Annotated in this window: 32 protein-coding genes and 2 tRNA genes; 22 read left to right on the forward strand and 12 right to left on the reverse strand. The window is 49.6% G+C overall.

Annotated features, from left to right (window positions below; all coding sequences use genetic code 11):
• Positions 1-44: 44 nt before the first annotated feature.
• Positions 45-821, reverse strand: a complete 777-nt coding sequence (locus tag AAC621_RS09910; RefSeq protein ID WP_340255045.1) for an enoyl-CoA hydratase — start codon at positions 819-821, stop codon at positions 45-47.
• A complete protein-coding gene (locus AAC621_RS09915) occupies positions 818-2,020 on the reverse strand; it encodes a CaiB/BaiF CoA transferase family protein (protein WP_340255047.1) in 1,203 nt (400 codons plus the stop codon). The genes AAC621_RS09910 and AAC621_RS09915 overlap by 4 nt, the downstream gene beginning before the upstream one ends.
• Before the next feature lie 182 nt (positions 2,021-2,202).
• On the opposite strand from AAC621_RS09915, the gene AAC621_RS09920 reads away from it, so the two are divergent.
• Positions 2,203-3,096 (forward strand): NAD(P)-dependent oxidoreductase, encoded by an 894-nt coding sequence (locus AAC621_RS09920; RefSeq protein WP_340255050.1) that lies wholly within the window; start codon positions 2,203-2,205, stop codon positions 3,094-3,096.
• Positions 3,097-4,018: 922 nt separating this feature from the next.
• On the opposite strand, the gene AAC621_RS09925 is transcribed toward AAC621_RS09920, so the two are convergent.
• On the reverse strand, positions 4,019-4,279 hold the full coding sequence (locus AAC621_RS09925; protein WP_340255053.1) for a hypothetical protein: 261 nt from the start codon (positions 4,277-4,279) through the stop codon (positions 4,019-4,021).
• Between the two features lie 499 nt (positions 4,280-4,778).
• Here AAC621_RS09925 and AAC621_RS09930 point away from each other — a divergent pair, with 499 nt between their 5' ends.
• A complete protein-coding gene (locus AAC621_RS09930) occupies positions 4,779-5,453 on the forward strand; it encodes an endonuclease/exonuclease/phosphatase family protein (RefSeq protein ID WP_340255057.1) in 675 nt (224 codons plus the stop codon).
• A 136-nt stretch (positions 5,454-5,589) separates the two neighbouring features.
• Here the strand turns inward: AAC621_RS09930 and AAC621_RS09935 are convergent.
• Positions 5,590-5,664: transfer RNA gene (locus AAC621_RS09935), tRNA-Thr, on the reverse strand.
• A 176-nt stretch (positions 5,665-5,840) separates the two neighbouring features.
• Between AAC621_RS09935 and AAC621_RS09940 the strand changes: the two genes are divergently transcribed.
• The 14 genes from AAC621_RS09940 to AAC621_RS10005 all read left to right on the forward strand — a co-directional run bounded on the left by AAC621_RS09940 (position 5,841) and on the right by AAC621_RS10005 (position 14,281).
• The gene (locus tag AAC621_RS09940) at positions 5,841-6,014 is read left to right on the forward strand and encodes a hypothetical protein (RefSeq protein ID WP_317655419.1); all 174 of its coding nucleotides are present in this window, start codon (positions 5,841-5,843) and stop codon (positions 6,012-6,014) included.
• Positions 6,015-6,047: 33 nt separating this feature from the next.
• Positions 6,048-7,319 (forward strand): UDP-N-acetylglucosamine 1-carboxyvinyltransferase, encoded by a 1,272-nt coding sequence (gene murA, locus AAC621_RS09945; RefSeq protein WP_340245242.1) that lies wholly within the window; start codon positions 6,048-6,050, stop codon positions 7,317-7,319.
• On the forward strand, positions 7,312-7,773 hold the full coding sequence (locus AAC621_RS09950; RefSeq protein WP_340255060.1) for a DUF2948 family protein: 462 nt from the start codon (positions 7,312-7,314) through the stop codon (positions 7,771-7,773). Before murA ends, AAC621_RS09950 begins: the two co-directional genes overlap by 8 nt.
• 65 nt (positions 7,774-7,838) lie before the next feature.
• Positions 7,839-9,152, forward strand: a complete 1,314-nt coding sequence (gene hisD / locus AAC621_RS09955) for a histidinol dehydrogenase (RefSeq protein ID WP_340255063.1) — start codon at positions 7,839-7,841, stop codon at positions 9,150-9,152.
• Positions 9,149-9,631 carry a UPF0262 family protein gene (locus tag AAC621_RS09960; protein WP_317655415.1) on the forward strand — a complete coding sequence of 161 codons (483 nt, stop codon included), beginning with the start codon at positions 9,149-9,151 and terminating at the stop codon, positions 9,629-9,631. The genes hisD and AAC621_RS09960 overlap by 4 nt, the downstream gene beginning before the upstream one ends.
• Before the next feature lie 4 nt (positions 9,632-9,635).
• Positions 9,636-10,112, forward strand: coding sequence for an arsenate-mycothiol transferase ArsC (locus AAC621_RS09965; protein WP_340255066.1), 477 nt, complete (start codon positions 9,636-9,638; stop codon positions 10,110-10,112).
• A complete protein-coding gene (locus AAC621_RS09970; RefSeq protein WP_340255069.1) occupies positions 10,112-10,504 on the forward strand; it encodes a ketosteroid isomerase-related protein in 393 nt (130 codons plus the stop codon). Before AAC621_RS09965 ends, AAC621_RS09970 begins: the two co-directional genes overlap by 1 nt.
• Entirely contained in the window at positions 10,501-11,085 is a 585-nt protein-coding gene (locus AAC621_RS09975; protein WP_340255072.1) for a GNAT family N-acetyltransferase, read from the forward strand. The genes AAC621_RS09970 and AAC621_RS09975 overlap by 4 nt, the downstream gene beginning before the upstream one ends.
• Positions 11,082-11,975 (forward strand): carbon-nitrogen hydrolase family protein, encoded by an 894-nt coding sequence (locus AAC621_RS09980; protein ID WP_340256452.1) that lies wholly within the window; start codon positions 11,082-11,084, stop codon positions 11,973-11,975. Before AAC621_RS09975 ends, AAC621_RS09980 begins: the two co-directional genes overlap by 4 nt.
• 73 nt (positions 11,976-12,048) lie before the next feature.
• Positions 12,049-12,267 (forward strand): translation initiation factor IF-1, encoded by a 219-nt coding sequence (gene infA, locus AAC621_RS09985; protein WP_011455993.1) that lies wholly within the window; start codon positions 12,049-12,051, stop codon positions 12,265-12,267.
• A 6-nt stretch (positions 12,268-12,273) separates the two neighbouring features.
• Positions 12,274-12,849, forward strand: a complete 576-nt coding sequence (locus tag AAC621_RS09990) for a Maf family protein (RefSeq protein ID WP_340255075.1) — start codon at positions 12,274-12,276, stop codon at positions 12,847-12,849.
• Entirely contained in the window at positions 12,846-13,898 is a 1,053-nt protein-coding gene (locus tag AAC621_RS09995) for a ribonuclease E/G (RefSeq protein ID WP_340255078.1), read from the forward strand. The genes AAC621_RS09990 and AAC621_RS09995 overlap by 4 nt, the downstream gene beginning before the upstream one ends.
• The gene (locus AAC621_RS10000; RefSeq protein WP_317655407.1) at positions 13,895-14,113 is read left to right on the forward strand and encodes a DNA gyrase inhibitor YacG; all 219 of its coding nucleotides are present in this window, start codon (positions 13,895-13,897) and stop codon (positions 14,111-14,113) included. The genes AAC621_RS09995 and AAC621_RS10000 overlap by 4 nt, the downstream gene beginning before the upstream one ends.
• A gap of 93 nt (positions 14,114-14,206) precedes the next feature.
• A tRNA-Phe gene (locus AAC621_RS10005) sits at positions 14,207-14,281 on the forward strand.
• Positions 14,282-14,430: 149 nt separating this feature from the next.
• On the opposite strand, the gene AAC621_RS10010 is transcribed toward AAC621_RS10005, so the two are convergent.
• From AAC621_RS10010 to AAC621_RS10020, 3 genes are all read right to left on the reverse strand, one after another.
• Entirely contained in the window at positions 14,431-14,664 is a 234-nt protein-coding gene (locus tag AAC621_RS10010) for a tyrosine-type recombinase/integrase (RefSeq protein WP_340256455.1), read from the reverse strand.
• Between the two features lie 58 nt (positions 14,665-14,722).
• Positions 14,723-15,679: an SLAC1 anion channel family protein gene (locus AAC621_RS10015; RefSeq protein WP_340255082.1), complete on the reverse strand. Its 957-nt coding sequence runs from the start codon at positions 15,677-15,679 to the stop codon at positions 14,723-14,725.
• A 168-nt stretch (positions 15,680-15,847) separates the two neighbouring features.
• Positions 15,848-16,267: a hypothetical protein gene (locus tag AAC621_RS10020; RefSeq protein ID WP_340255085.1), complete on the reverse strand. Its 420-nt coding sequence runs from the start codon at positions 16,265-16,267 to the stop codon at positions 15,848-15,850.
• Positions 16,268-16,344: 77 nt separating this feature from the next.
• On the opposite strand from AAC621_RS10020, the gene AAC621_RS10025 reads away from it, so the two are divergent.
• Positions 16,345-17,538 (forward strand): FAD binding domain-containing protein, encoded by a 1,194-nt coding sequence (locus AAC621_RS10025; protein ID WP_340255088.1) that lies wholly within the window; start codon positions 16,345-16,347, stop codon positions 17,536-17,538.
• Positions 17,539-17,550: 12 nt separating this feature from the next.
• On the opposite strand, the gene AAC621_RS10030 is transcribed toward AAC621_RS10025, so the two are convergent.
• Both AAC621_RS10030 and AAC621_RS10035 read right to left on the reverse strand, forming a co-directional pair.
• Complete coding sequence (locus tag AAC621_RS10030; RefSeq protein ID WP_340255091.1) at positions 17,551-18,180, reverse strand: glutathione S-transferase family protein; 630 nt, start codon at positions 18,178-18,180, stop codon at positions 17,551-17,553.
• Positions 18,177-19,133, reverse strand: coding sequence for a cyclase family protein (locus AAC621_RS10035; RefSeq protein ID WP_340255093.1), 957 nt, complete (start codon positions 19,131-19,133; stop codon positions 18,177-18,179). The genes AAC621_RS10030 and AAC621_RS10035 overlap by 4 nt, the downstream gene beginning before the upstream one ends.
• A 149-nt stretch (positions 19,134-19,282) precedes the next feature.
• Here AAC621_RS10035 and AAC621_RS10040 point away from each other — a divergent pair, with 149 nt between their 5' ends.
• Positions 19,283-19,771 (forward strand): OsmC family protein, encoded by a 489-nt coding sequence (locus tag AAC621_RS10040; protein WP_340255096.1) that lies wholly within the window; start codon positions 19,283-19,285, stop codon positions 19,769-19,771.
• A 13-nt stretch (positions 19,772-19,784) separates the two neighbouring features.
• On the forward strand, positions 19,785-20,417 hold the full coding sequence (locus AAC621_RS10045; protein ID WP_340255099.1) for a TetR/AcrR family transcriptional regulator: 633 nt from the start codon (positions 19,785-19,787) through the stop codon (positions 20,415-20,417).
• 46 nt (positions 20,418-20,463) lie between these two features.
• Here AAC621_RS10045 and AAC621_RS10050 read toward each other — a convergent pair whose 3' ends face one another.
• Together AAC621_RS10050 and AAC621_RS10055 are read right to left on the reverse strand one after the other, a co-directional pair.
• Positions 20,464-20,979: a peroxiredoxin-like family protein gene (locus AAC621_RS10050; protein WP_340255102.1), complete on the reverse strand. Its 516-nt coding sequence runs from the start codon at positions 20,977-20,979 to the stop codon at positions 20,464-20,466.
• A gap of 16 nt (positions 20,980-20,995) precedes the next feature.
• Entirely contained in the window at positions 20,996-21,457 is a 462-nt protein-coding gene (locus AAC621_RS10055) for an OsmC family protein (protein WP_340255105.1), read from the reverse strand.
• 114 nt (positions 21,458-21,571) lie between these two features.
• Between AAC621_RS10055 and AAC621_RS10060 the strand changes: the two genes are divergently transcribed.
• Genes AAC621_RS10060 through AAC621_RS10070 form a run of 3 tightly spaced genes read left to right on the forward strand, consistent with a single transcriptional unit; the run spans position 21,572 to position 25,290 of the window.
• Complete coding sequence (locus tag AAC621_RS10060) at positions 21,572-22,423, forward strand: FAD binding domain-containing protein (protein WP_340255108.1); 852 nt, start codon at positions 21,572-21,574, stop codon at positions 22,421-22,423.
• The gene (locus AAC621_RS10065) at positions 22,424-22,903 is read left to right on the forward strand and encodes a (2Fe-2S)-binding protein (protein ID WP_340255111.1); all 480 of its coding nucleotides are present in this window, start codon (positions 22,424-22,426) and stop codon (positions 22,901-22,903) included.
• A complete protein-coding gene (locus tag AAC621_RS10070) occupies positions 22,900-25,290 on the forward strand; it encodes a xanthine dehydrogenase family protein molybdopterin-binding subunit (RefSeq protein WP_340255114.1) in 2,391 nt (796 codons plus the stop codon). Before AAC621_RS10065 ends, AAC621_RS10070 begins: the two co-directional genes overlap by 4 nt.
• Positions 25,291-25,330: 40 nt before the next feature.
• Here AAC621_RS10070 and AAC621_RS10075 read toward each other — a convergent pair whose 3' ends face one another.
• Complete coding sequence (locus tag AAC621_RS10075) at positions 25,331-26,212, reverse strand: polysaccharide deacetylase family protein (protein WP_340255117.1); 882 nt, start codon at positions 26,210-26,212, stop codon at positions 25,331-25,333.
• Between the last annotated feature and the right edge of the window lie 18 nt (positions 26,213-26,230).

Here is a 26,230-nt window from a genome sequence, read left to right on the forward strand (position 1 = left end):
ACATTTGGGGCTCGAAATAGACGACAGATATCACCTGCATTAGCTCATTCCCCAGTCCAATTAGGGCGTCTTTTCGCCTTAAAAGCTTGAACGCCTTCTTGAAAATCTGAACTCCCATAACAAAGCTCGATCAAGTCCTCGCCGCTAGGTAAATTTGCAGTCCTTAAACGTTGAAGTGCTTTTTTACTTGCCGTGATGGTGAGGGGCGCCATGGAGCATAGCTTTTCAATCAACTCATCGCTCGCAGTGTCCACCTCCTGTGGGGGGACTACGCGGGCTAGAAACCCAGTTCCGGCAAGCTCTTCGGCGGTCATTAGTTCTGCTAAAAACAACATTCGTTTTGAAGCGGGTTCGCCAATAAGACTGATCATATTGGCATAGTTGCGCATAGAGAGGCAGTTTCCCAGTGTTCTAGATATCGGAACACCAAACCGAGCGCCGGTAGCAGCTAGTCTCAAGTCGCATGATGCTGCAATATTTAGGCCACCACCAATCGCCAGGTCGTCAATCACTGCCAGAGTAGGCGCCGGAATCGACACGAATTCATTGAGTATTCGGTCCATTTTTTTTTCATACTCAACGCCATGCTCACTGCGATCAAAATCGGAGAATTGATGTATGTCCGTACCTGCGACGAAGGCTTTACCACCCACACCACGTAAAACTATCGCTCTTAGCTTTGACATTGTTTGTAGACGAAGACTTATTTTTTCAAAGTCATTGTACATCTTCCAAGTCATCGAATTCATTGCTTCCGGTCGATCAAACCAAATTGTAGCAATAGATCCCTCGACTTGCATATGTACCTCACCGCTACTCACTCAAAAGCTCCTTCTGCGCGTAATTTGTTAGTATCTAATCCTAGTTCAATTGCTAGTTCATGAGTATGCTCCCCCAGCAGAGGCGGAGGTAAACGTACTTGTTGTGGGGTGTCTTGCAACTTTACCGGGAAGCCCAAAGATTTTATTGGCCCTTCAACGGGGTGATTGATTTCCAGAACCATGTCGCGTTCCAATGTATGATCAGCACTCAACACTTGCTCAAAGTCGTTAATTGGGCCCGCTGGAACACCGTAGTTTAAAAACTTTGTGACCCAAAACCCTACATTCTGTTCGCTGAAAATAGGTTTGAGTTCGGCTTCCAATTGGCTGCGGTTAGCGACCCGATCCATGTTAGTCATAAAGCGCGGATCTTCTTTTATTTCTGGGCGGTTAATCACATCACAAAATAACTCCCATAATTTTTGGTTTGCAGCGCCTACAACAAACATACCATCGCTTGCCATGAATGCTTGATAGGGCGCGCTCATACGATTTGCTGTACCGAGTGGCTGGGGCGATTTGCCTGTGGCCCAAAATTCGGTGGTTTCCCAGATCGATAGAGATAGCGCTGCCTCAAAAAGAGAAGCGTCAATATATTGACCCGTACCAGATTTTGTGCGGCCAATTACTGCGCTTAGAATGCCATAAACGCAGAATAAGCCTGCTCCCAAATCGCCAACAGAAACGCCAGACTTTACTGGTCCCATATCGGGGTGCCCCATGGCGCTCATAACGCCAGACATAGCTTGTGCCATAAGGTCGAAACCTGGACGCTGAGACCAAGGCCCAGTCTGCCCAAAACCAGATATGCTTGCATAAATCAGTTTAGGGTTAATTTGTTTGAGAGATTGATAGTCTATGCCCAGCCTCTTTGTGACACCTGGTCGATAGTTTTCAACCAGCACGTCGGCTGTTTTAACGAGCTCTATGAACATGGTCATGCCTCCAGAGCTCTTTAGATTTAAGACAACTGATTTTTTATTCCGGTTCAACGCAAAAAAACCGGGACTGTCATTTCCTTTCATCCGAAAGCCCATTGCCGCTCGGGTTTGATCACCTTTTGGCGGCTCAACTTTTATGACATCTGCCCCCATATCTCCAAGCATCATGCAACAGAATGGCCCAGCCATCACCTGTGTCAGGTCAATTATTCTCAATCCTGTTAGTGGTAAGTTTGAATTGCTTATTTGGCTGGGCATATCTCTATCAGTTCTTTGAGGTCGCAATTTGTTTGCAATATGAGAGACTATAAATTGGCTGAGTCCAAGATTCTTATCCTGAAAGCTAAGCAAATTTGGTTAGATTAAGCTATGATTTATCGAGCTCGTGTTCGCTTTTCGAATGTCCGTAAAGTGTCGTTTTCAATAAAACTGGAGCTATTATGAAAGACCATTCGAAATTACCTCAAATTGGATTTGTCGGGCTTGGGATTATGGGCGCCCCGATGGTGCGGCGCCTTCTGTCGCGTGGCTTTAAAGTAACTGTATGGAACTTACAGCCGGAACGGGCTTTAGAGGTACTGCCGCATGGAGCAATTTGGGCAGACACTCCAGCAGAAGTGCGCGAGTGCAGTGATATCCTTGCAATGTGTGTTCTTAACACTGAAGCAGTTGAAAACTGTTGCTTTGGTCCTACCGGCTTTGCCAACTCAGATGGTGGCGCCGACCTGATTATTGATTTTTCAACTGTGCCACGCGAAGACACTGTGAGAATTGCTGGTAGAATGGCTGAACACGGAGTTGCTTGGATTGACGCGCCCGTATCAGGAGGTCCTGATCCAGCAGAGACAGGAACTTTAACGGCGATGCTAGGCGGTGTGCAGGCCGATTTTGAAAGAGTAATTCCGATACTTGATGCTCTAACAAAGACCTCAACTTTATTGGGTCCATTGGGTGCTGGTCAAATTGCTAAAACCTTAAATCAGGCGATTGTTGGAACGAATTATGTACTGATGGCAGAGGTTTTGACATTGGCGCGATCAGCGCAGATTGATCCCAAGCTTTTGCCAGAAGCATTAGCGGGTGGAATGGCGGATTCTCAAATTTTGCAACGGATCTACAAGCAGATGGTTTCTGAAGATTTTGATCCCCCTAAAGCTTACGCAAGGCAGTTAGCTAAAGACATGACCGCTCTTGCCGCCTTTATGCAGGCTATTAATGGCGGACTACCGCTTATTGATAAATCTATAGAAATCTACACATCCTACGCGAATGACGGGAACGACTTTTCCGACTCTGCTGCTATCAGTGAGTACTATTTAAAAAAATATACATAATATAAATTAATTATAAGTTTGTGGATCACTTTGATCAGCTAGTCATTCTATTGATCGTGTGCAAAGTCTGCACTTTTGCAGGCTCAGAGCTAATTGAATTACACACACTAACTAGAGCATTTGTCGTATTAGTGATCATATGATTTTGATGGTGCTGCAGGGGAGGATTGAACTCCCGACCTCTCCCTTACCAAAGGAATTACATCTGTTCGCAGATAATAAGTTAACTGTCTGTTTATAAATAATTTATTTATGATAAGGGTAGTCTCAGCTAAAAGTTGCCTAACAAAATCCTAATAGTTTTACTAACAAAAAATGGATTTGATAACAGCTTCATGGTTCTCAATATCCTGACAAAAGGAACAGATGGTCCATGCATGGTCCTTACGACACCCCTTAAGCTGCACTTGAGGCATGTTATGAGGGTAGACTACCTAGCATGGCGGAGTGTTGTCGTGCGGTGTGAAGTTGTAAAGCGCCTTAGCCCCTCAAAGCTTGACCAAGCAACCCTGTGCGCCCAAGCTGTGGTGAAACAGGAGCCACGTGATGAAGCGCTTCGTAGCCATAGAGCTCACCGTGACACTTCTAGCCGCAAGAGATTAGCGCCGAACTACTTATCTAAGATGGTAACTTCCTAAAAGCCGAGAAATCTTAAGAGCTTTGACAAAAACGAAAGCAAAAACAAAATTAAAAGAAACGCCAAGATCCATATAATATTAAGAAAAAATTTCGGACTTTCGTAGGAAAGATCAAAAAGCGCATCAAATAAGTTTGGAATACGTAGCGGCTTTTTTTGCTTTCGTCCGCAAGCAGGACATCTAGAATATCCTTCGTTAAGAGAGGTTCCGCATTCGGTGCATTGGACGGTCATAAAACTAATCTCGCTTCAGTCTTATCCATAATTTACCAATTACAGGCCGTATTACTTTTTTGTAAAAAATTTCCAAGCCATTAAAAGCAAAACCGCACTTGGGATGAAGCCTCCAAGGCTTAAAATAGCGGCATCTTTGTTGTGGAGCGAGAAGTGACTTCCATTAATTTGTGCAACGCCTAAGAAGACTCCGATTATCCCAAGGCCTGTTGCCCACGCCTTGCTGCGGAATCCTTTCCTGTACATGTATGACGCATAAATCAAACCAAATAATATTAACCCAATTATGATTATTCCGACTAATTGTAGCATGGAACATCCTTTATTTCACAAAACTTGACGCTTGTTAGCTTTGATGCTCTCATTCTTGGATGAACATCCGTATTAGTCAAACCGCAATCGCCACGCTTTTAGCCGCCACATTCGCAGGAGCCGCTTCTGCTGAGCTGGTATGCTAGGATGCCTAACCCTTATAGTTTGTCAGAAGAAGCATTAGCTAAACTTCGAATACGTGATCGCCTATGCGTGTATTGCCACAAAGAGATGATCTATCCGTTTGACACCAAGCGTAGATCAGACTCTGCAACGATAGAGCATTTCAATCACGAGCCACCTTGAAACAACATTGAAACCGTGGGGTATGCGTGTGGCTCTTGTAACAGCAGCAAGGGTGCACTGCCTCTCATAGAATGGCTACAAAAGTCTTACTGTGTTGAGCGCAACATAACGTTGGATACCGTTGCTCAGCCTGTACGAGAGTATTTAGCTAACCATACCAGAAACCAAGCAGATCAAAAGCGAAGTTGAGTAAATGAAGATAGTGTCTTGGAATATGAACAAGAGGAAATCAGGTTGTTGGGAGTGGCTGCTTGAAACTCACAACCCTGATTATGTTCTTGCTCAAGAAGCCAGTCCGCTTCCGCAAGGCCTCACCGCTACGATCCAAACAACAACTAAAAAGAGCAATAGGTCAGCATTCTATTCCAGAAATAGCGATCATCTAAACATTAGGGTTGGTCGTGATCATGGCATGGGCATGGTAATTACTGAGGCCAATGGCGTACATTTCATTTGCGTGTATGCAAATCTTGATTTCAAACCAGTGAACCCGCCTCTACTTGGCATGATTGCGTCATCAGTTAGTTACCTGCGGAGGTATAGGTCAGCTAAGGAAATACTCATTGCTGGCGATTTCAACATGGATCGGCGCATGGATGATAATCCAACTGGTTCAGTATTTGCGCTCAAAGACACATATCCGCACAATAACTTCTTCAATGCTATTGAGGATATGGGCTTCCACGACTGCATGAGGAAGTTCCGTTCAACACCAGTCCAAACACATCGCAATGCGAGAAGCGATTACCCTTGGGAGTTAGACCATATGTTTGTGACTGAGGGCCTGTACTCTAAATTAATCAAGATAGATGTCGTAAGTGCAGACGCCTTGAGTGATCACGATCCAATAATTGCGAAGTTTGCCTGATCGCAGCACAGTTAGGCAGCTTAAAAACGAAGCTGTTTAGCCATCCACATAATAAAATCCCTAACAGAATCCCAACAACATCGTGATACACAGGATCACTATTATTGAATAATCTATTGATTTTATTGAGTTTTTATGGTGCTGCAGGGGAGGATTGAACTCCCGACCTCTCCCTTACCAAGGGAGTGCTCTACCACTGAGCTACTGCAGCGCACGTGTGGCGCGTGGATTAGACGCAATCGCAGACCCATGCAAGACCAAAGCAGGCGAAAATTTGCACCAAGGCCTAATTCCTTTTGGTGGGTGCAGATGCACATGGGCAATTTTTGCCAATTTCGATTTGCATCGCGCTAGACGCGAATTGTCCGCTTCGCTATGAGAGGCGGCATGAAGCAACCATCAAACCCGCAGAAAAGATCAAATTCTGGTCAAAGAAGCGCGCAAGACATTCGCACGGAGCGGTTGAAAGCAGCGCTTAAGGCCAATTTGGCCCGCCGCAAGGCGCAGGCCCGCAAAAGACGTGCGGAAGATGGCGAAAATGGCGCGGGCCCGTCATCTTGACGCGGCCTGAGCAAAGCAAAAGAGGCAGCACCCGTGGACAGTATCATTGTTAAAGGAAATGGCCCGCTTTCGGGCGAGGTTCCCATCGCGGGCGCGAAGAACACCTGCCTAAAGCTGATGTGTGCGGCCCTCTTATCGGATGAACCTTTGACGCTGACCAATGTGCCGCGCCTGTCTGATGTGGCGACACTGGGCAGCTTGTTGGAAAGCCTGGGCTGCGAAGTGGCCCGTTTGGCAGATGGCCGCGCGATGATGATCTCGTCTGCCGATGTGACCAATCTAACCGCGCATTACGACATTGTGCGCAAGCTGCGCGCTTCTTTCAACGTGCTTGGGCCCTTAGTGGGCCGATTTGGTGAGGCGGTTGTCTCGCTTCCGGGCGGTTGTGCAATTGGTGCGCGCAAAGTGGATTTGCATTTGACCGCGCTTGAGGCTTTGGGGGCCACAATTGATCTGCGTGAAGGCTATGTTCACGCAACGGCAAAAAATGGCCTCAAAGGTGCTGAGATCAGCTTTCCCTTTGTTTCCGTGGGTGCCACGGAAAATGCGCTTTGCGCGGCGGTTTTGGCCAAAGGCACCACCGTTTTGCGCAATGCCGCGCGCGAGCCTGACACCGTGGCGCTGGCGCATTGTTTGCAAGGAATGGGCGCAGATATCGAAGGTGCAGGCACAGACACCATCGTTATTCGTGGCGTGGATCGTTTGCATGCAACAACGCATCGTGTCATCGCAGATCGTATTGAACTGGGCACCTATATGATTGCCCCCGCGATTGCAGGCGGCAGCGTAGAATTGATCGGCGGCAGCCGTGCTATTGTGGCGGCCTTGGCCGATAAGTTGGAAGAGGCGGGGGTCGAAATTGTTGAAACCGATCGCGGCTTGCGCGTCAGCCACAAAACGGGCCGCGTGCGGGCCGTGGATGTGACCACTGCCCCATTCCCAGGGTTTCCAACCGATTTGCAGGCACAGATGATGGCGCTGATGTGCACCGCTGACGGGGTTGCCACATTGGAAGAGACCATCTTTGAGAACCGCTTTATGCATGCGCCCGAATTGATCCGCATGGGGGCCAAAATTGATGTGCATGGCGGAACAGCTAAGGTGACCGGCGTTGCACAATTGCGCGGCGCGCCTGTGATGGCCACGGACTTGCGCGCCTCGGTCAGTTTGATCCTCGCGGGGCTTGCAGCCGAAGGGGAAACCCGTGTGAACCGCGTCTATCACCTTGATCGCGGGTATGAGCGGGTTGAAGAAAAACTCAGCGGCCTTGGCGCACATATTGAACGGGTGGCAGACCATGGTTGACGCCCGATTTGAGGATGGTTTCGAAGCGCCTTTGGCGCTTGCCGCCGCAGATGCGGAGGATGTGAAAATCCTGTCTGCGCTTGCGCAAGATGCCGTCCTTACGGTGGCTGATATCAAATACACGCGCGCCAAACGTCAGGTGGTTCTGCTGCTCAATCGCTTTCGTTGGGAAAATGGCGCGCGCGTCAGCCCGCCTGAGCGGGTGCGCAGCTTGCTGATTGTGGATGATGTGCTGAGCATGGTCGCGCAAGGCATCAGCCCGAAGGCGCGCGATGTGGTTTTATCATTGCTTTCGGTCGAGTGGCAGGCGGGCGAAGATGGTATGGGGCGCCTCACCCTGACCTTTGCAGGCGATGGGGCCTTGGTGCTTGAGGTCGAGGCAATCAATCTTGCTCTGCGCGATGTGACCAGGCCCTATCAGGCCCCCTCAGGAAAAACCCCCTCGCACCCGTGACGCTTTCGCGTCTTGAGCACGCGGCCAACAAAAGGTAAGCCCCTCCTATTCTGACGGAGACGGGTATGCCTATTTTTCTGAACACGGATACGGCGGATTTTGAGGCGGCGTTTGAAGCGCTTCTCGGGATGAAGCGCGAGGATAGCCCTGATGTAGATGCGGTGGTTGCCGATATCATTGCGCAGGTGCGCCGTGATGGCGATGCAGCCTTGATTGCCTTTGGCGAAAAATTTGATCGTGTCCGTCTGACGCCCGAGCAGTTGATCTTTTCCGAGGCCGAGATTGATGCGGCCATTGCCACTGTGCCCGCCGCCGAGCGCGCAGCACTGGAATTGGCCGCCACGCGCATACGCGCCTACCATGCCCGCCAACTGCCCGAAGATGCTGCGTGGCAGGACGAACTTGGTGCCAAACTTGGGTGGCGGTGGAGCCCTGTCTCCCGCGCGGGTCTTTATGTGCCAGGCGGACTAGCTAGTTATCCCTCATCCGTTTTGATGAATGCAATCCCCGCGGCCGTTGCAGGGGTTGGTCATTTGTCGATGGTGGTGCCGACGCCCGATGGTAAGGTAAACCCCCTTGTTCTCTTGGCGGCGCGTCTTGCGGGGGTGCATCGCATTTACCGCATGGGTGGTGCGCAGGCGATTGCAGCCTTGGCTTATGGCACTGAAACCGTGCTGCCCGTGGATAAGATCACAGGGCCCGGCAATGCCTATGTTGCAGCCGCAAAACGGCGGGTCTTTGGCAAGGTCGGCATTGACATGATCGCAGGCCCGTCTGAGATTTTGGTGATCGCAGATCGTGACAATGACCCCGATTGGATCGCACTGGATCTTCTGTCGCAAGCGGAACATGACGAAAGCGCGCAATCCATTTTGATCACGGATGATGCAGAATTTGGCCGCGCTGTTGCGGAGGCTGTAGATAAACGCCTCGAAACCCTAGAGCGGCGGGCCATCGCAGGGGCCAGTTGGCGTGATTTTGGCGCTATCATTGTTGCGCGTGATTTGGATGAAGCGGCTGCGCTCTCCAACCGCATTGCGCCTGAACATCTCGAGCTTTGCGTGGCTGAGGCCGAAACCTATGCCGATAAGATCACCCATGCTGGGGCTATTTTTGTGGGGGCGTGGACGCCCGAAGCGATTGGCGATTACATCGGGGGGCCAAACCATGTGCTGCCGACCGCGCGCTCTGCGCGGTTCTCTAGCGGGCTATCGGTGCTTGATTTCATGAAACGCTCCACCATGGCGCAAATGACACCCGCAGCCCTGCAGGCCATTGGCCCTGCGGCGGCAACATTGGCGAAATCAGAAAGCCTTGAGGCACATGGCCTATCCGTTTTGGCACGGCTTGCGCGGATCAATCAGGGGGATGGTGAATGACGATGCACATTACCGATATTCAGATTGACACCTCGAATATGCCTGCACCAACCCCTGAGATTGAGCAGGAACGGCGCGTAGCGATTTTTGATCTGCTCGAAGAAAACAGTTTTGTTTTGCCTGCGCGGGATGGGCGCACACCGCCCGATGGGCCCTATCATTTGGCCTTGGCCATTCGTGACAAACGTCTGGTCTTTTCTGTTGCCACCCAAGAGACGGAACTGGCCGCCGAATTCCACCTTTCACTGTCGCCATTTCGTCAGGTGGTCAAAGATTACTGGCAGATTTGTGAGAGCTATTATTCTGCCGTGAAAAAGCTACCTGCGGCCCAAATCGAGGCGATTGATATGGCGCGGCGTGGCATTCACAATGAGGGTGCGCGCGTTTTGCAAGAACGGCTTGAAGGCAAAGCCGAGATTGATACCGATACCGCGCGCCGCCTCTTTACCCTGATCTGCGTGCTGCATTTCGGGAATTGATGTGGTGGGCAAAGAATTTCCATCCTCGGTTCTGTTTTGTTGCGATCATAACGCAACCCGCTCCCCCATGGCGGAAGGGCTGATGAAGAAATATTACGGCCACCGCGCCTATGTTCAATCTGCGGGTGTGCATCATGAATTGGAGATAGATGGCTTTGCCGTCTCTGTTTCCGCCGAGATCGGTGTCGCCCTTGAACGTCATCGCGTGCGCTCTTTCGATGAAATGGAGGAATGGGGGGATGATCTCTCGGGGTTTGATCTGATCGTGGCGCTTTCGCCCGCCAGTCAACGCCGCGCGCTGGATCTGACGCGTCATGCGCATCTCGATATTGAATATTGGCCCATCATTGACCCAACAGGGTTGGGTGAAACGCGCGAGGCGAAATTGGATGCCTATCGCCAAGCCCGTGATCAAATCAAAAAACGCATTCTAGATCGTTTTGGCCCCCCAGATGCGGGGCTAGAACAAGAGGGGGACTAATGGATCTGATCAATCGGTATTACGCCGCGTTTAATGCGGGCGATCTGGAGGCCATGCTTGATTGCCTCAGCGAAGATGTGGCGCATCATGTCAATGAGGGGCAGGTGCGCATGGGCAAAGCGGCCTTTGCCGAATTTTGCGCCCATATGAACCGCTGCTATAAAGAACATCTCAACGATATCGTGGTGATGCAGAATGAAGCAGGCAATCGCGTTGCCGCCGAATTTATCGTGAATGGCACCTACCTGGCCACGGATGCAGGATTGCCCGAGGCGCGCGGACAGACATACGTCCTGCCCGCTGGCAGTTTCTTTTCCGTTGAGGACGGTAAGATCACCCGTGTTGTGACCTATTACAACCTTGCTGATTGGATCGCTCAGGTTTTGGCATGAGCCTCGACTATCGCATCTATCGCGGGGCTGAGATCTCGGCAATTGTTCCCGATCTGGCACGGCTGCGCATCACGGTCTTTCGTGATTGGCCCTATCTCTATGAGGGGGATTTGGCCTATGAGACGGGTTACCTTGCTCGCTATGCGCAAGGCGGGGCCATAGTGGTTGCCGCCTATGATGGCGCGCAGATGGTTGGCGCGGCCACGGGGATGCCCTTGCTTCAGCATGATGATGATTTCTCCGGTGCTTTGGCGGCCTGCGATATCGCCGCCGAAGATGTGTTCTACTGCGCAGAGTCTGTTCTGACGCAAGACCATCGCGGGCATGGGGCAGGGCATATGTTTTTCGATGCACGCGAGGCAGAGGCCCGCGCACAGCGAAAAACATATAGCGCCTTTTGCGCAGTGGTGCGCCCTCTGGATCATCCGATGGCCCCAAAGGACTACCGCCCGCTTAATGAATTCTGGAAAAAGCGGGGCTATCAGAAATTGGATGGCGCCTTTGCAGAATTTTCATGGCTCGATATCGGATATTCCGAAAAAACCCAAAAGCGCCTGCAATTTTGGATCAAACACCTATGAAATGTGCCGCCGCTGCCTATCCGCTTGACCCGCTGACGCGTTTTGCTGATTTTGAAGCGAAGATCACCGCATGGGTCGCTGAGGCCGCGGATCGCGGCGCAGAGATTGCGATTTTTCCTGAATACGGCGCGATGGAATTGGCCCATCTTGCAGGGCCATCCGTTGCGGCCGATCTTGAAGGCAGCCTGCGCGCAGTCAGTGATATTTGGCCTGAGGCGGATGCCCTTTTTTCGCGGCTTGCGGTGCAGCATGGCCTTGCCCTACTGGCGCCGTCTGCGCCTATTTTTGACCAAGATTATGGGCTGCGGCCCGTCAATCGCGCCTGCATCTATGGGGTGCAGGGGCGGATTGGGCATCAAGACAAGCAGATTATGACCCGCTTTGAACGCGAGATTTGGCATGTGCAATCGGGCGGGCCTTTGCAGGTCTTTGACCTTGGCGATCTGCGGGTGGGTGTGTTGATCTGCTATGATGCGGAGTTTCCGCTTTTGGCGCGCGCCTTGGTTGAGGCGGGGGTTGATTTGCTTCTGGTGCCATCCTGCACGGATAGCGGCGCAGGCTATTGGCGGGTTCGAGTGGGGGCAATGGCCCGCGCGCTAGAGGGGCAATGCGCAGTTTTACAATCGCCCACAGTCGGACAAGTGGCATGGTCGCCCGCAGTGGATGAAAACCATGGCGCAGCGGCGATCTACGGTCCGGCTGAAGCGGGCTTTTGTGACAATGGCGTGTTTGCTGAAGGCGCAATGAACAAGCCAGGATGGGTGATGGCCGATATTGACCTTGGTCGGCTGCGAGATCTGCGCCAAAACGGCACTGTTTTAACCCGCCGCGATTGGCCCGAGAGCGCCGCGCGCACAGCGCTTGTGCCGCAGGTGAAAGATTTACCTTGAAAATCCGCTCCTTTGGGCGCATTTACCGCGGCGAAGCTGCCATTTGGGGCAGTGAGAAAGCTAAGGAGAGACCATGGCCAAGGAAGAGATGCTCGAATTCCCCGGTGTCGTGAAGGAACTCCTGCCAAATGCGACATTCAGGGTCGAGCTCGAAAACGGCCATGAGATCATCGCACATACGGCAGGCAAGATGCGCAAAAACCGCATTCGCGTTCTGGCAGGTGACAAGGTGCAGGTTGAGATGACCCCCTATGACCTGACCAAGGGCCGTATCAATTACCGCTTTAAGTGATTTGTTTTGCGCCTGATTTTGGGATCAGCAAGCCCGCGCAGGCGGGAGTTACTGGCAGTGTTGGGGATCTCACCTGACGACATCGCCCCGCCTGAAATTGATGAAACCCCGCAAAAGGGGGAACATCCGCGCGCCTATGTCACCCGTATCGCGCGCGAAAAGGTTGCTGCTGTATCATCTGCGCCCGAGGATGTCGTTCTATGCGCAGATACGACCGTCTTTATGGGGCGGCGGATCTTGGGCAAGCCTGCGGATGCGGTGGAGGCAGAGGCGTTTTTGCGCCTTTTGTCGGGCCGCCGTCATCGCGTCATCACGGCCTTGGCTGCCCGTAAAGGCGCGCGCGTGATCGAGCGCGCAGTTGAAAGCCGTGTGAAGATGAAATCCCTCAGCGATGCGGAAATCGCGGCTTATCTGGCGACAGACGATTGGCGCGGCAAGGCAGGTGGTTATGCCATTCAAGGCCCTGCTGGTGCATTTATTCCCTGGATTTCAGGCAGTTATCCCGCCATTATGGGCCTTCCTTTGGCCGAAACAGCCAGTGCCTTGGCGGCCTTGGGCTATCCCGTTTGGAGGCAAGAATGAAGGGCTGCGTCATTGCATTGGATGAGGTTGCAGGGCGCAAGGCGGCAGCATTGCTCGTTGATGGCCGCCTGCAGGATATCCGTATTGATCCCCCTGAAAATGACCCAAGCCCCGAGATCGGCGAGATTTACCGTGCCAAGGTGGCCCGTGCCATGGGCGGGCAGGGCGGCGTTATGGTTACCCTTCCCGATGGGCAATCGGGATTTTTGCGCGGGGTCAAAGGCCTTGAGCAAGGGGCAAGCGTGATTGTTCAGGTCATGGGCTATGCCGAAGGCAATAAGGCCGCGCCTGTGACGACAAGGCTGTTGTTCAAAAGCCGCTACGCCATTGTCACGCCCGCGGCGGCAGGATTTAACATCGCCCGCTCGATCCGTGACGAAGAAGACCGCGATCACCTTTTGGAACTGGCGCATGAGGCGATGGAGGGCGCGCCTGAGGATTTTGGCGTGATCATTCGCTCAGCAAGCGCTGAGGCGGCGGATGAAGATATAGTTGAGGATGTCAGCGCCATGCGCGCCTTGGCCGAGGCCGTGGTGGCCGATGTGACTGGCACCCCCGAATTGCTGGTTGCAGCCCCCACATCTCATGAGGTGGCGTGGCGCGATTGGACAAGCCCGATGCCTGATGAAGTGGTGGAAAGCCCTGCCGCCTTCGCCGATCTCGGCGTGGAGGAGGCGGTTGATGCCCTCCTCTCCCCGCGGGTGGAGTTGGGTGGTGGGGCGTGGGCCATGTTTGAACCTACCTCTGCCCTCGTGGCGATTGATGTGAACACTGGCGGGGATTTATCCCTTGCGGCAGGGCTTAAGGCCAATTTGGCTTTGGTGCGTGATTTGCCGCGTCAATTGCGTCTGCGTGGGTTGTCGGGGCAGATTACAATGGATTTGGCCCCGATGCCCAAAAAAGACCGCCGTTTGTTCGAGGATAAATTGCGCAGTGCCTTGCGCTCTGACGCGACCGACACGGTGCTTGCGGGATGGACACCGCTTGGCCATTTTGAACTGCAGCGCAAGCGCGACCGCGCGCCTTTGCACGAGATATGGCCGTCATGAGTTGCCCGATTTGTCAAAAAGAAACAGTCGCGGCCTATCGCCCTTTTTGCTCGCGCCGCTGCGCCGATGTGGATCTGGCGCGATGGTTGAACGGATCATATGCCGTGCCGTCCAATGACCCCGAAGATATCGAAGAAGCCCTTGATCAAGCGGCCCGCGCCAAAGCATTTGGTCGCAACGGCGATGGCGAGGATGACGCAGGGCCGCTGCAATAGAAAAAACGCGATAATTTTGCGCAAACCCTATGGACAGCCCTCCACGAAGGCCCTAGAACGCCCCCACCCTGATGGTGTTCCGCCATCTCCCGTGCCCGGGTAGCTCAGGGGTAGAGCAGTGGATTGAAAATCCTCGTGTCGGTGGTTCGATTCCGCCCCCGGGCACCACTTCAAAAATATTCCAATAAAATCAGTGCCTTGATGTGGATTTAGTCCCACTTTTTGGTTTTGGGGCAAAAGTGGGACTTTTTTGTTCACCCTTTGGGCTCATTTTGATGGCGCGATAGGTGCTGCATGCCGGCGGTTGCCAATATTTTTTAGCGAGCAGACCGCGTGTAACGGGACGCTTCTTTTAGGGTGCTCCAGCCGAACATTGCCATGAGCTGGCGTTCCGTTGCGCCGTTCTCTGCTGCGATGGCCGCGCCCGCTTTCCGGAGACCATGGGCGCTACAATGTTTGAGCCCTGCTTCATCGCATTGTTTGCGGAGCCAATTGCCAAAGCCATTCGCGGTGAAGGGGCGTCCATGCTGCGTGACCAGGAATGAGATGATGGCTGTATTTTAGTCCTGCGCTCTAGCATTTATTATATTTTCACCGGCGGTGGGGCGTTCAATCAGGCATACAAATTTCTTTGCGAAAGAACGCTAATACAGTACGTAATGACAGCCCAACGATGAGCAAGAAAAGAAGAAATACGCCGGCTCTCCCTAGTAGTAGGTGAAGCTGACTATTCAGTGATGTTCCATAGATCATGGTTGCCGAAACAAGCGCCGCAAAGGGAAAGCTCAAGGCCCACCAAGACAAAGAGAATGCAAGCTGAATAAGTAGCCTGGCCTGAGTAAGAGTTAACGCCAAGAACGCAATGCTAGCTCCATACATTGCATGCGCCATGCTATCAACGTTTCCACCATTAAACTTTATCCATGCCAGAAAAGTGACGGCAGGGGGGGCGACTAGAATTGCTAGCGTGGGAACCATCCGTTCTGGAAGTGGATCATGAAAGATTAAGCGATTAAATACTAATGTTAATAATAATATCCAAAATATCACTCCTGCTGAAAAAAATATCCACGAAATTTGTATGAATCCCAAATCGACGCCGCCCACTGCAGCAATGATGTTTCCTACCGTGGGGATAAACCAAGCAGGAGAAATATGTATGGTTTTGTAAGGACGATTGCCGATCCAATTTGCCAGTACCGAAAGAGCTAAGAGCGTTTGAGCAGCTATGCCCACTAGCCATAAGATCGTCGCGATTTCGATTGAAAATGTCTTAAAAAGCATTGAAAGTAAGAGGATAGAGATAGAAATAGCTGGAAAAAAGGAAATTTTTATTGGGTGCTGCCATTCATGGATTACCGAATTTCGGCATACTATAATTTTCATTATATAAATTAGCAGGATAAGTAAAAACAGACACGTAGTAATTAGTAGTGTGATCTTGCTTAAGTAGACCTCGCCTGCTATCTGAAGAGCGAGGGTCAAACCTGAATACCCCATAATTACCGTAAATAGTAAAACTGGAAAGTTTTCTAGCCAGCCGGTCTTTTTTTCTTCGTTATTCATTCGAGTGGTCACTGGTTCTTGGGCGTGCAGAGAGTACGCGGAAAGTTTCGAAAACAATATTCAGGCGTTAAGGCACGTATTGTTTGAAATGCCTCTACTCGAAATATTTTTAATTTATTTTTATAGCATTTATGCAAACCTTCTAGAGCATCATACTTGAGATTTAATTTATATATTTAAAGGAGAGTTTGGGCTGTCAAGAAATTCTACTGTGGTGAAGCTCAAAACGTTTTCACCGATATTTTCGAGATCATGTGTCATTGACTCGCCAAACTTAAATTTATGGTGTTGTGTTTGGCCCACTGTGTATTCCATTTCAACCAGGCGACCGTCTGAGTAACGAGATCTAGCTTTGCCGCTGCTCGTTGCAGTCCAGAAGTAGTCTAGTACATGGGTATGAAACTCTAACCTTTGGCCGGGATGGAGCGATATCAACCAAATTCTAACTCGATCAGTAGTACTGACGAGTTCAGATCCTACTCGGCCATTTTTACCCGCGTTGCGGTCCAGTTCCTGTTTCAGATCGGCTGTCCAGCTGGACCAAATGTTGGCGTCAGTATTATTTTCTTGGTCAAAATTGTCAGACATTCTTGAGATACCATTGTTACTAAATTATCGTGTGATAAAGTTAGCATAGTTATCATATTTGGGAAACATTCGGTCGAATGCGCGGTCACATTGCTGTATCTGGCGGATCTATAGGTGGTTTGTTTGCTGCACTGGCTTTGGCCGAAGCTGGATGGCGGGTTACCGTTTTCGAAAAAGTTAGAAGCGCCCTTTCAGGCAGAGGAGCTGGCATTGTCACGCACGAGCCGTTGCTGAAAGCTCTTGGATCTATTGGGGTATCATTGCAAGATATAGGCGTGGAGGTACGCTCTCGTCGGGTCTTCGATAAGTTTGGTAAGATTGTCTCAGAGCGCGAGTTTCCACAACTAGTTACAAGTTGGGATATGATCTATTCGTTGCTTCACGCACGGCTGCCGCGTGAGCTCTATTTCACCGACACAAGCGTCTTAAACTGGGAGAATGTAGCAGGCAAAGTCAACGTCCATTTGTCTGATGGCTCGGTTCAACAGTTCGATGCACTGATTGGTGCGGATGGCTATAGATCAGCGGTTAGGTCCAAATTTGTTGAGCGCCCAGCGCCAGCTTATTCTGGCTATGTTGTTTGGCGAGCCGTTGTAGACGAAACGTCAATCGAGCCCAATCTTCGAGATGCTTTTTTTGACGATTTTTCCTTTTTTATACCCAACAGAGGCCAGGTGATTGGATATCCAATACCAGGGTTCGATAATGAGACGAATAAAGGATCGAGAAGATATAATATTGTTTGGTATAAGCCCACATCCCACGATGAGCTTGTCGATTTACTGACGGATGAAAGTGGCAAAGTCCATGAGATTTCAATACCGCCGCCTTTGGTTCGTCGTGAAGTTGTAGATTGCGCATTGATGGCAGCAGAGGTGGACTTGCCTTGGATGTTTTCTGAAGCATTCAAATGCGCGGCTAGTCCCTTTCTCGCGCCGATTTATGATTATGTCTCTCCACGCTTTTGTTGCGGCAATGTTTGCTTATTAGGCGATGCTGCGGCCTTAATTCGTCCGCACGTCGGAATGGGTGTAACAAAAGCGGCAGAAGACGCGCTTTGTCTTTCGAGTTGTCTGCGCGCCAACCGAACCATTGAAGAGGCGTTTGAGGCCTATGACGCTGCAAGGCGTCCAATTGCGTTGATGATAAATGCCCGGTCTCAGCGTTTGGGAAGTTTTGTGCAAGGCGAAGATCCAAAAGGAAACCTGGATGGAGCCTCTCACCCCTTTGAAGATGAAATTGTCCGCTTGACAGCTACAGCTGATTTTTAGCGTCAATAGTTTTTATTTAGCACGTAGCTCTTCGTAGGACGTCGCAACTACCGTTTTGTAAGCCTCACGAGAAGCTAGTTTGCCGTGCCATCTCGTGAGGTTCGGTCGGTTTTGGTGTAGATCGATGATCTCTAAACACCTTTCCATGGTTACGCCGGCTGCAATATCGGCAATCGTGAATGTATTTGTTGCCAACCACCTGCTTTTCCTGAGCTGTTCGTCTATTATGTCCAAAGCGGCGCCTAAATTATTTGTATGCAGAGCTATTAACTCTTGCGAGCGGTCACTTGGACGGGTGCGAACCAATTGCCAGAACAAGCCGACAAATGGTGGAAAGAAGCAGGTTGCTGTGAAGTCCAGCCATTGATCAACGAAAGGTTGATCAATTTCCTTTATGGAAAGGTGTCCTCCATGTTTGCGAGATAAATATCGCAATATGGCATGGCTCTCCCAGAGAGTGATATTATCGTCCTGAAAAACAGGGATTTTGCCAACTGGGTTAAGTGATTTAAATTCTTCCGAGGTGGTGCCTCCGTAAGGTCCTCCCACTATAACGTGGCGAAATTGTAAGTTGAGCTCTGCTAATGCCCACATAACTTTCTGAACATTAGCAGAGCTTCCTCTTCCCCAGAGCGTAATCATTTTATAGCCTGAGGGTTGATCGGCGAGCCTGCGGCTCCAGGAATATGAAGTGGAGGTGCGCTGAAAAAGAATTCATACACGCCATCTTCGGCGCAGTCTTGTGCCAATTCTTTCACGTAAAAAATTTCGCCCATTGAGATGCCAATTGCAGGAATAACCACCCAATGCCAGGGCTGGTTCGCCTCATCTGTTTCGTTGGGTCGGACTTCACAACCCCAAGTATCAGCGCATATTGCTGCGATATCCTTCGTTTTTATCCAACGAGCTGTTTCAAAGCTTAAGCCAGGAGCATCACCGCCAGCGTATCCTGTCCAGTCACCGGTTTTCAGACAGCGCTCTTGTTGGCCCGTTCTAACGATTACAAAGTCTCCTTTTTTGATTTTAACGCCCTGTGCACTGGCGCACTCGTCTAGGTCTTCAGGCGTGATTGCATAACCATCTTGTAAAAATTCTTGATTTTTCCAACGCGCTATGTCGAGCAAGACTCCGCGCCCGACCATCTTGTCTCGTACATGCTCTATGCCAAGCTTTTTTGCGCCCTGTACTGTCACGTCCGTGGCAGGAAACCCGTTGTACATTTTGTCGTCCAAGAAAATATGGCAGAGGGCGTCCCACTGCGTAGATCCTTGGCATGGTAAGTTGATGGCGTCATCAGCATAACGCAAGTAGGCTTTACCGTCGCCGTCTTGAGCTCCAATTGCAGCATCAGTGCCGGTGGCGAGCATCTGATGAATCATGTTCCACCTGCCGCCAAAAAGCCCAGACTGGATCTGCTCTTTAAGGTTCAGGCCTAAAGCAAATACCCGGCCTTTTCGTATGAGCTTGCCAGCTTCAACAACATCTTCTGGTGAGATGTTATTGAGGGTGCCAATCTGGTCATCAGTGCCCCAACGTCCCCAATTGGAGAGCTCCTTAGCGGTTTGATAAATGTAATCACGTGTGAACTTAGGCATTTATGGCTTCCTTTGATCCTCCACTATTTATCAATTGAAAAATAAGCTGTAAAATTTGTCAATCGAGCAAAATGCATCGCGGTTGACTGTTACTTTGTGGGTGTCAATCGCCGAATAATTTATGATTGTGTTAATGTGGAGTTGAGCTTGTGGCTGGAAGTATAAAAAAATTTAGTGTGATTTTTGAAGGTGTTGGAGTTGCGACTGGTAAGATGCGCAATGACATCGCTGTCAGTTGGCCCATGATGAATGAGCATTTTGAGCTGGCGACTGATGAAGGGCCTTTCCATGGGGGAGACGGCACAGCGCCACCGCCACTCGCGTTATTCACGGCAGCTCTTACTGGATGCTTGATGACACAACTGAGAGCTTTTGCGAACAGGTTGGATGTTCAAATACATGATTTGAAAGTGAACACCAAATTGCATTGGAGTGCTGAGCAAGAAGGTAATAAGCCTTATGTTTCTATGCCAGAGTTGTTTACATTGGACATCGAGATGGACACAGATGTTAATGTTTCTGAAAAAATTGCATTGATACAGGCTGCAACCAGGGGTTGTTTTATCGAGCAGTCACTCTCAGATCGGGTGAAGGTCAAGCATCGCTTAAAAGACAACTCTGGTTGGATTGAAGTTTGAATTTGAGACTATTATGCCAAATAAAACTGTAAGGCAGAGATTGCCGTATGATGAACGTAGAGAACAGTTTGTCGAAAAAGCTGTTCAATTCTTTGCAAAAGAGGGCTTTGAGAGTTCGACCCGTGATTTAGCCCGTAGTTTGGGCGTCACGCAGCCTCTTCTATATCGATATTTTCCCTCAAAGGAGGATTTAATCCGTGAGGTTTACGAGGCTGTTTATCTTCAAAGGTGGCGTGATGAGTGGAATGATTTGTTAATAGACAGGAGTAAGTCAATTAAAGATCGCCTGAATTTATTTTACACCCAATATACTGATGTGATTTTCCGAGACGACTGGATGCGCATCTTTTTATTTTCGGGCTTGAAAGGAATTGGTCTGAATCGTGAATATTTGCTTTTTATTCGTCAGAACCTCATTGAAGTAATTACGCGAGAAATTTTAGCAGAATATCATGTAGACCAAATGCCGCCGAGTGATGATGAAATAGAATTTGGTTGGACGATACATGGAGGAATTTTTTATTACGGTGTACGCCTCTTGATATACAATATGGCTGTGCACCCTGATAAGTCATTTGTCATTGAAAACAGTATTCAAGCATGGACACACCAACTTGTGGCCATTCGTAAACACAATTTAAATTAGCAAATAAGGGCGGCGCCATCCATGGCAGTGGCGCCGCAAGATGATGTTATTTAGTTCCTCTAGCGGGGTATCCAGCTGTGATAGCCGGAACCTTAGCAAGTAGCAGTTCTAGGTCGGGGCGAGCAAAAGGCATACTTGCAACATCCATTAGATATATTTTCTTGTCCGCGAGAACCCAAAATAAAGCAGGTTCGCTAAATGTTTGAGGTTCAACTTCTTTAATAGATTCTGTGATGTGCAAGCCCCAAGCGCGTGCCGCTTCTTCCGAAAGCCCATAAGCAATGGAAAGGTTGTCTAATCCCCATTCTTCTTTTGATTTTTGGGCACGTTCTTCGGTGTCCATAGACACGGCAACAACGTTAGCGCCAGATTCTAAAAATGCGCCTGCTAGTCCATTTAATTTATGCAGAAAATCCTTGCAAAGTGGGCAATGATAGCCCCTGTAGAACACAAGCATGTCAATCAGTTGTGGCTTGCTGCTTTTAAGGCTAAATGTTTCGCCGCCGATAAGTTTTAATTCTAGATTGGGAGCAAAGTTCCCAGGCGTTGGTTTGGTGTCCATAGTGTAAACCTCTGATTTAAATCGATTTAGTTGACCAGTTTTCTGTGATGGTGACGCCACTGTTCCGGATCACCTTCGCGATTGGACAAAATTTTGACAGATCGCTTTTTAACTTTTCGAGTTCTTGCTCCGATGCGTTTGTTTCTACTGAAATATCCATAACGATGTTGGCAAAAGGGTGCTCAACTTCCTCCTCCAGCATTGTGCCGAGGCGGTTAAATTCTGCGGACAGTTCTACCTCTAAGTTTTGCCATACTAGCCCCATCTTTTGGGCTATGCGGCTGGAAATTACATTCGTGCAACCGATCAGCGATGCCATGAAGGTTTCAGTTGGGCTCGGGCCCAGATTTGTTCCGCCCCTGATCATTGGTTCGTCTATTAAAGCGGTTACATCTCTCGTTTTAACGACCGTGCGCGCGTGAGTTTGTCCAGACCCTGTGAGCGACATTTGAATGGTGGTTTTGGGACGAATTGCCATCGGAAGCCCTTCCTTGATAGCCATGGATTAGTTTATAGTTTGATAAATTGTTATTGACAGACGCCGAGCAGTGCAACCAAATTTGTGGTGCAATGCTGATTTAAGGGAAGACCTATGAAAGCGTCAGAGTTTACCTACGAACGCCCCACGGAAATATCTGAGGCACTCGCTATAGTTGCGCAAGATGCTGACGAAAAGGCGTTTCTGGCGGGAGGCCAGAGTTTGTTGCCGATGATGAATTTTAGGCTCGCGGCTCCGAAAACGCTGATTGATTTGAGTGGGTTGAAAGACTTGAAAGAGATTGTGGCCGTAGATGATGGCCTTCGCATCGGCGCCACTGTCACCTACAGCGAGTTGGGAGCGTCAGCTCTGGTGTCAGAGTTTTCGCAGGTTTTTGATAGCGTTCTGCCTCATATAGCTCATTCAGCGATACGAAATCGAGGAACGATTGGCGGAAGTGTGGCGCTTGCTGATCCTGCCGCGGAAATGCCTGCGGTGTTAATGGCTCTAGGGGCCAGTGTTGAGCTGGCGTCCCAACGAGGCACCAGATTTGTGTTGGCGGATGAATTTTTTCAAGGGCTCTATCTTACTGACCGGAAAGACGATGAGTTGGTTTTGTCGGTCTTTATACCAAATTCTTCTAAGTCGCTGAGCACTGGGTTTTATGAGTTGGCAAGAAGGCATGGAGATTACGCAATAGCAGGCGTTTGCATTTCTGATGACAGTCGCCCATCTGAAACATTTAACGCCCCTAAAGTTGTGTTGTTTGGTGTCTCTGATCGCCCGCTGCGTGCAAAGTCTGTTGAAGAGAGCCTAGTGGGTGTCGCTCGTACTGATAAACGGAAAATTCGCGGCGCTAGTGAAGCGTTGTCTGATTTAATTTTTGATTCTGATTTGCACAATTCTCAGGACACAAAACGGCGGCTTGCGACTGTGTGTGTGCGCCGCGCTTTGGAGGCGATGTAAATGGGGCAGACTAAAAAAATCAAAGTGATGGTTAATGGTGAGCGAATTGAACGAGACGTTGCCGTACGCACAAATCTGTCAGATTTTTTAAGAAATGATCTGGGGCTGACTGGTACTCATGTAGGTTGTGAACATGGTGTATGTGGAGCATGCACCGTGCGTGTTAATGGTCAAACTGTTCGTTCCTGCCTGATGCTAGCTGTCCAAGTGGATGATCTCGAGGTAACCACGATTGAAGGACTAGCTGACAGTGGACCGGTATCAGCATTGCGAGATGCCTTTTTGAAACGAAATGCACTCCAATGCGGCTACTGTACACCTGGCATGCTCGCATCAGCCGTTGAATATATTGAGAAAATTGGAGAGCTAGATCGCAAAAAAATTCGCGAGCACTTATCAGGGAATTACTGCAGATGTACTGGTTATCAATCAATCGTTGATGCGATTTGTGATGTAATACAGGTGGGTGCTGAAACATGACTGGCGTTAAGTTCGATTTCGATAAACCGACTAAATTAATTGGTCAGCCTGAAGCACGTTTAGATGCGAAGCGTTTACTGCACGGACGCGGAAGGTTTGTTGACGATATTCAACTTCCTAGAATGCTCCACGCGTATTTCATACGATCGCCAATTGCCCACGGTAAAATTGTTTCAATAAATGCATCCAGAGCGATGGATGCAGATGGTGTAGTAAGTGTTTTTACTGGCAAAGATTTAGAAAACGTTGTCGAGCCATATGTCGGAGTTCTAAGTCACTTGGCGGGTCTGAGGTCCCCTCCACAGGCGCCAGTAGCCATTGACTATGTGAAGTGGCAAGGAGAGCCAGTAGCTGTTGTCCTTGCTCACTCAAGAGCGCAGGCAGAAGATGCGGCAGAACTTGTTGAGATAGAATATGATGAGCTGCCAGCAGTGGTTGATATGGAAAAGGCACTCGATGAGGGTTGTCCCCTAATTCACGAAGGCTACGACTCTAATCTCGCTTGGCAACGCACAGTTGACGTAGGCGATGTATCGAACGCGTTCAGTAATCCTGAAAATTTTGTTGTAAAAAAGAAGTTCAAGTTCGGGCGACATACTGGCGTTACTTTAGAACCTCGAACGAGTATTGCAGAATATGACCCATCTGATGATCAGTTGACGGTTTGGTATTCTGGCCAAGCGCCGCATATGATGCAGTTTATTTTTGCCAAGCATCTTGGCCTTATGGAAGAGAACGTTCGAGTTATTTCACAGGATGTTGGCGGATCTTTCGGGATTAAGGTGCACACCTATGGCGATGAAGTCGCTGTTGCCGCAATAGCAAAGCTCTTGGGGCGCCCGATAAAATTCACCGCAGATCGCTACGAGAGCTTTATGTCTGACATTCATGCGCGAGATCATGTGGTTGATGCGCGAATGGCCGTTAGTGCCTCCGGTCAAATTGTTGGTTTAGAATTTGACGACGTGACTGGGATAGGGCCTTATTCGATGTATCCGCGGACATCTGCGATTGAAGCTAATCAGGTACTGAACCTGACCGGTGCCCCGTATGTCATCCCGAACTATCGAGCAACATCAAAGGTAGTTTTTCAAAATAAAAATTTGATGTGCCAATATCGTGCTGTGGGGCATCCAATTGCTATGGCTATCTGCGACTGCCTGCTTGAAGAGGCGGCGGCTCAAATTCAAATGGATCCGGTAGAAGTGCGCCGCATTAATTTGATGGCTGACAACTCCTATCCGCGCACCAGTGTATCTGGGATGAAATTAGACGAGTTGTCGCATCAGGCCGCGCTGAACAAACTGATCGAAATGATGGATTATAACAGCCTGCGCGCTGACCAATTAGAGCAGCGTAAAGATGGAGTTTTCAGGGGTATTGGATTTGTTTCCATGGTGGAAGTTACGAACCCAAGCCCAATGTTTTATGGGATCGGCGGTGCTCCAATTGCCAGCCAAGACGGGGCGACCGTTAGGCTAGATGCTGGAGGCGGTATCCACGTATCATCGTCAGTCACTGAGCAAGGCCAAGGAACTAATGCCATACTCGCCCAGATTGTAGCGGATGTGTTAGGAGTAGATCTAGCTCGGGTTAAAGTTACCACCGGCGATACAAAAACTACACCCTACGGCGGTGGAACGTGGGCGTCCCGCGGCGCTGGTATTGGTGGTGAAGCTGCATTGTTAGCTGCAAATGCGCTGAAAGAGCAGATTTTGGATGCAGCATCTGTTATATTGCAAGCCAAACCGTCCGAGCTTGACATAAAGAATGGACAGGTTGTGGACGCAAAGACTTTTGTTGAGAAGATGAACTTATCTGATTTGGCCCGGACTGTTTATTATCGTGGCAACGAGTTACCTGATGAAGCAAAGCCAGAGCTAGTTGCGACACGTCATTATCGCGTCACCGATGCGCCATTTGTATTTACTAATGGGGCTATGGCAGCACATGTAGAGGTGGATATTGAGACTGGCTTCGTGAAAGTTTTAGATTTTTGGGCAGTTGAAGATTGTGGTCGCGTGATTAATCCTCTCTTGGTTGACGAGCAAATTAGAGGCGGAGTGGTTCAAGGAATTGGTGGCGCCCTATATGAGGAGTGTCTTTATTCGGACGAAGGGCAGCTTTTGAATACGTCCTTGGCAGACTACCTTGTACCGATGGCGTCGGAGATGCCTGATATTCATGTGGCACACATAGAAACACCCACAAAATCTTCTGTTTTGGGTGCTAAAGGAGCTGGTGAAGCCGGTACTGGAGGTGCACCAGCTGCCGTTATGAACGCTGTGAACGATGCTCTCCGTCATATGGGAGTAACAATCTATCAAATGCCAATGACACCGGATCGCATTCTTTCTGCCTTGGCGGAAAGAACAGCAGAAAATTGATGTTGGTTTGGGCCAGAACTAATGGCCCAAACCGCTTAAACTATTTTCCCGAAAGCCTTTGTAATTCGTTCCCGTACCAGTCACCAATTTGGCTGGCGGTCATCCATTCAACCTCTTCATGACTTCCAATATAATCTAGTAACGCTTCGAGATACTTGATGCGATGGGGCACACCCGTAATGTATGGATGAATAGAAATTGCCATCACTCGCGCGTTATGTTCCGCTTCAGCATAAAGTCGATCAAATTGATCTCTCCCTCGGTCGAAAAATTCCGGTGAGCGATGCGCTTGCAACGCATATACCGTTATGTCGTTTGTTTCGACTGTGTACGGAATAGTGGTCATCGTCCCATGTGGTGTGTCAATGGTTGCTGGTAAGTCATCAATAACCCAGTCTGCAACGTACTTGACACCGTGCTTTCTCAAGAGATCAACGGTTTCAGCAGTTTCAGTTAATCCAGGGCTTTCCCATGACGTGGGGCGCTTGCCAGAAAATTGTTCTATGGTGTCGAGAGCTTTGCATATTTCTTTTTCTTGGTCTTCTAAGTTATGCATGGGCCCTTGTAAAAATCCATGGCCCATGAATTCCCAGCCTGCTTCAAGCGCGGCAGAAGCAATTCTCGGATATGAAACGCATACATTGCCGTTGATTGCTAAAGTTGTCGGAATTTTGCGTGTTACTAGAGCTTGATATTGCCTCCAGAAGCCCGACCGCATTCCGTACTCGTGCCAGGACCAGTTCGGTACATCTGGAATGAGCGGTTTTCCCATTGGTGGTGGTAGGACAGTTCGTGGCATAGGTTTGTCGATAGACCAATGTTCTACATTCAGGATCACCCAAACAGCCATCTTTTTCTTATTGGGTAACAATAGTTTGGGACGATCAACAATGGCAGTGTATGGAATTCGGTTGTTCAACATTTATGCATCTCGATGGTG

This window comes from Roseobacter sp. HKCC-CH-9208, assembly GCF_037805125.1.
Taxonomy (GTDB): Bacteria; Pseudomonadota; Alphaproteobacteria; order Rhodobacterales; family Rhodobacteraceae; genus M30B80.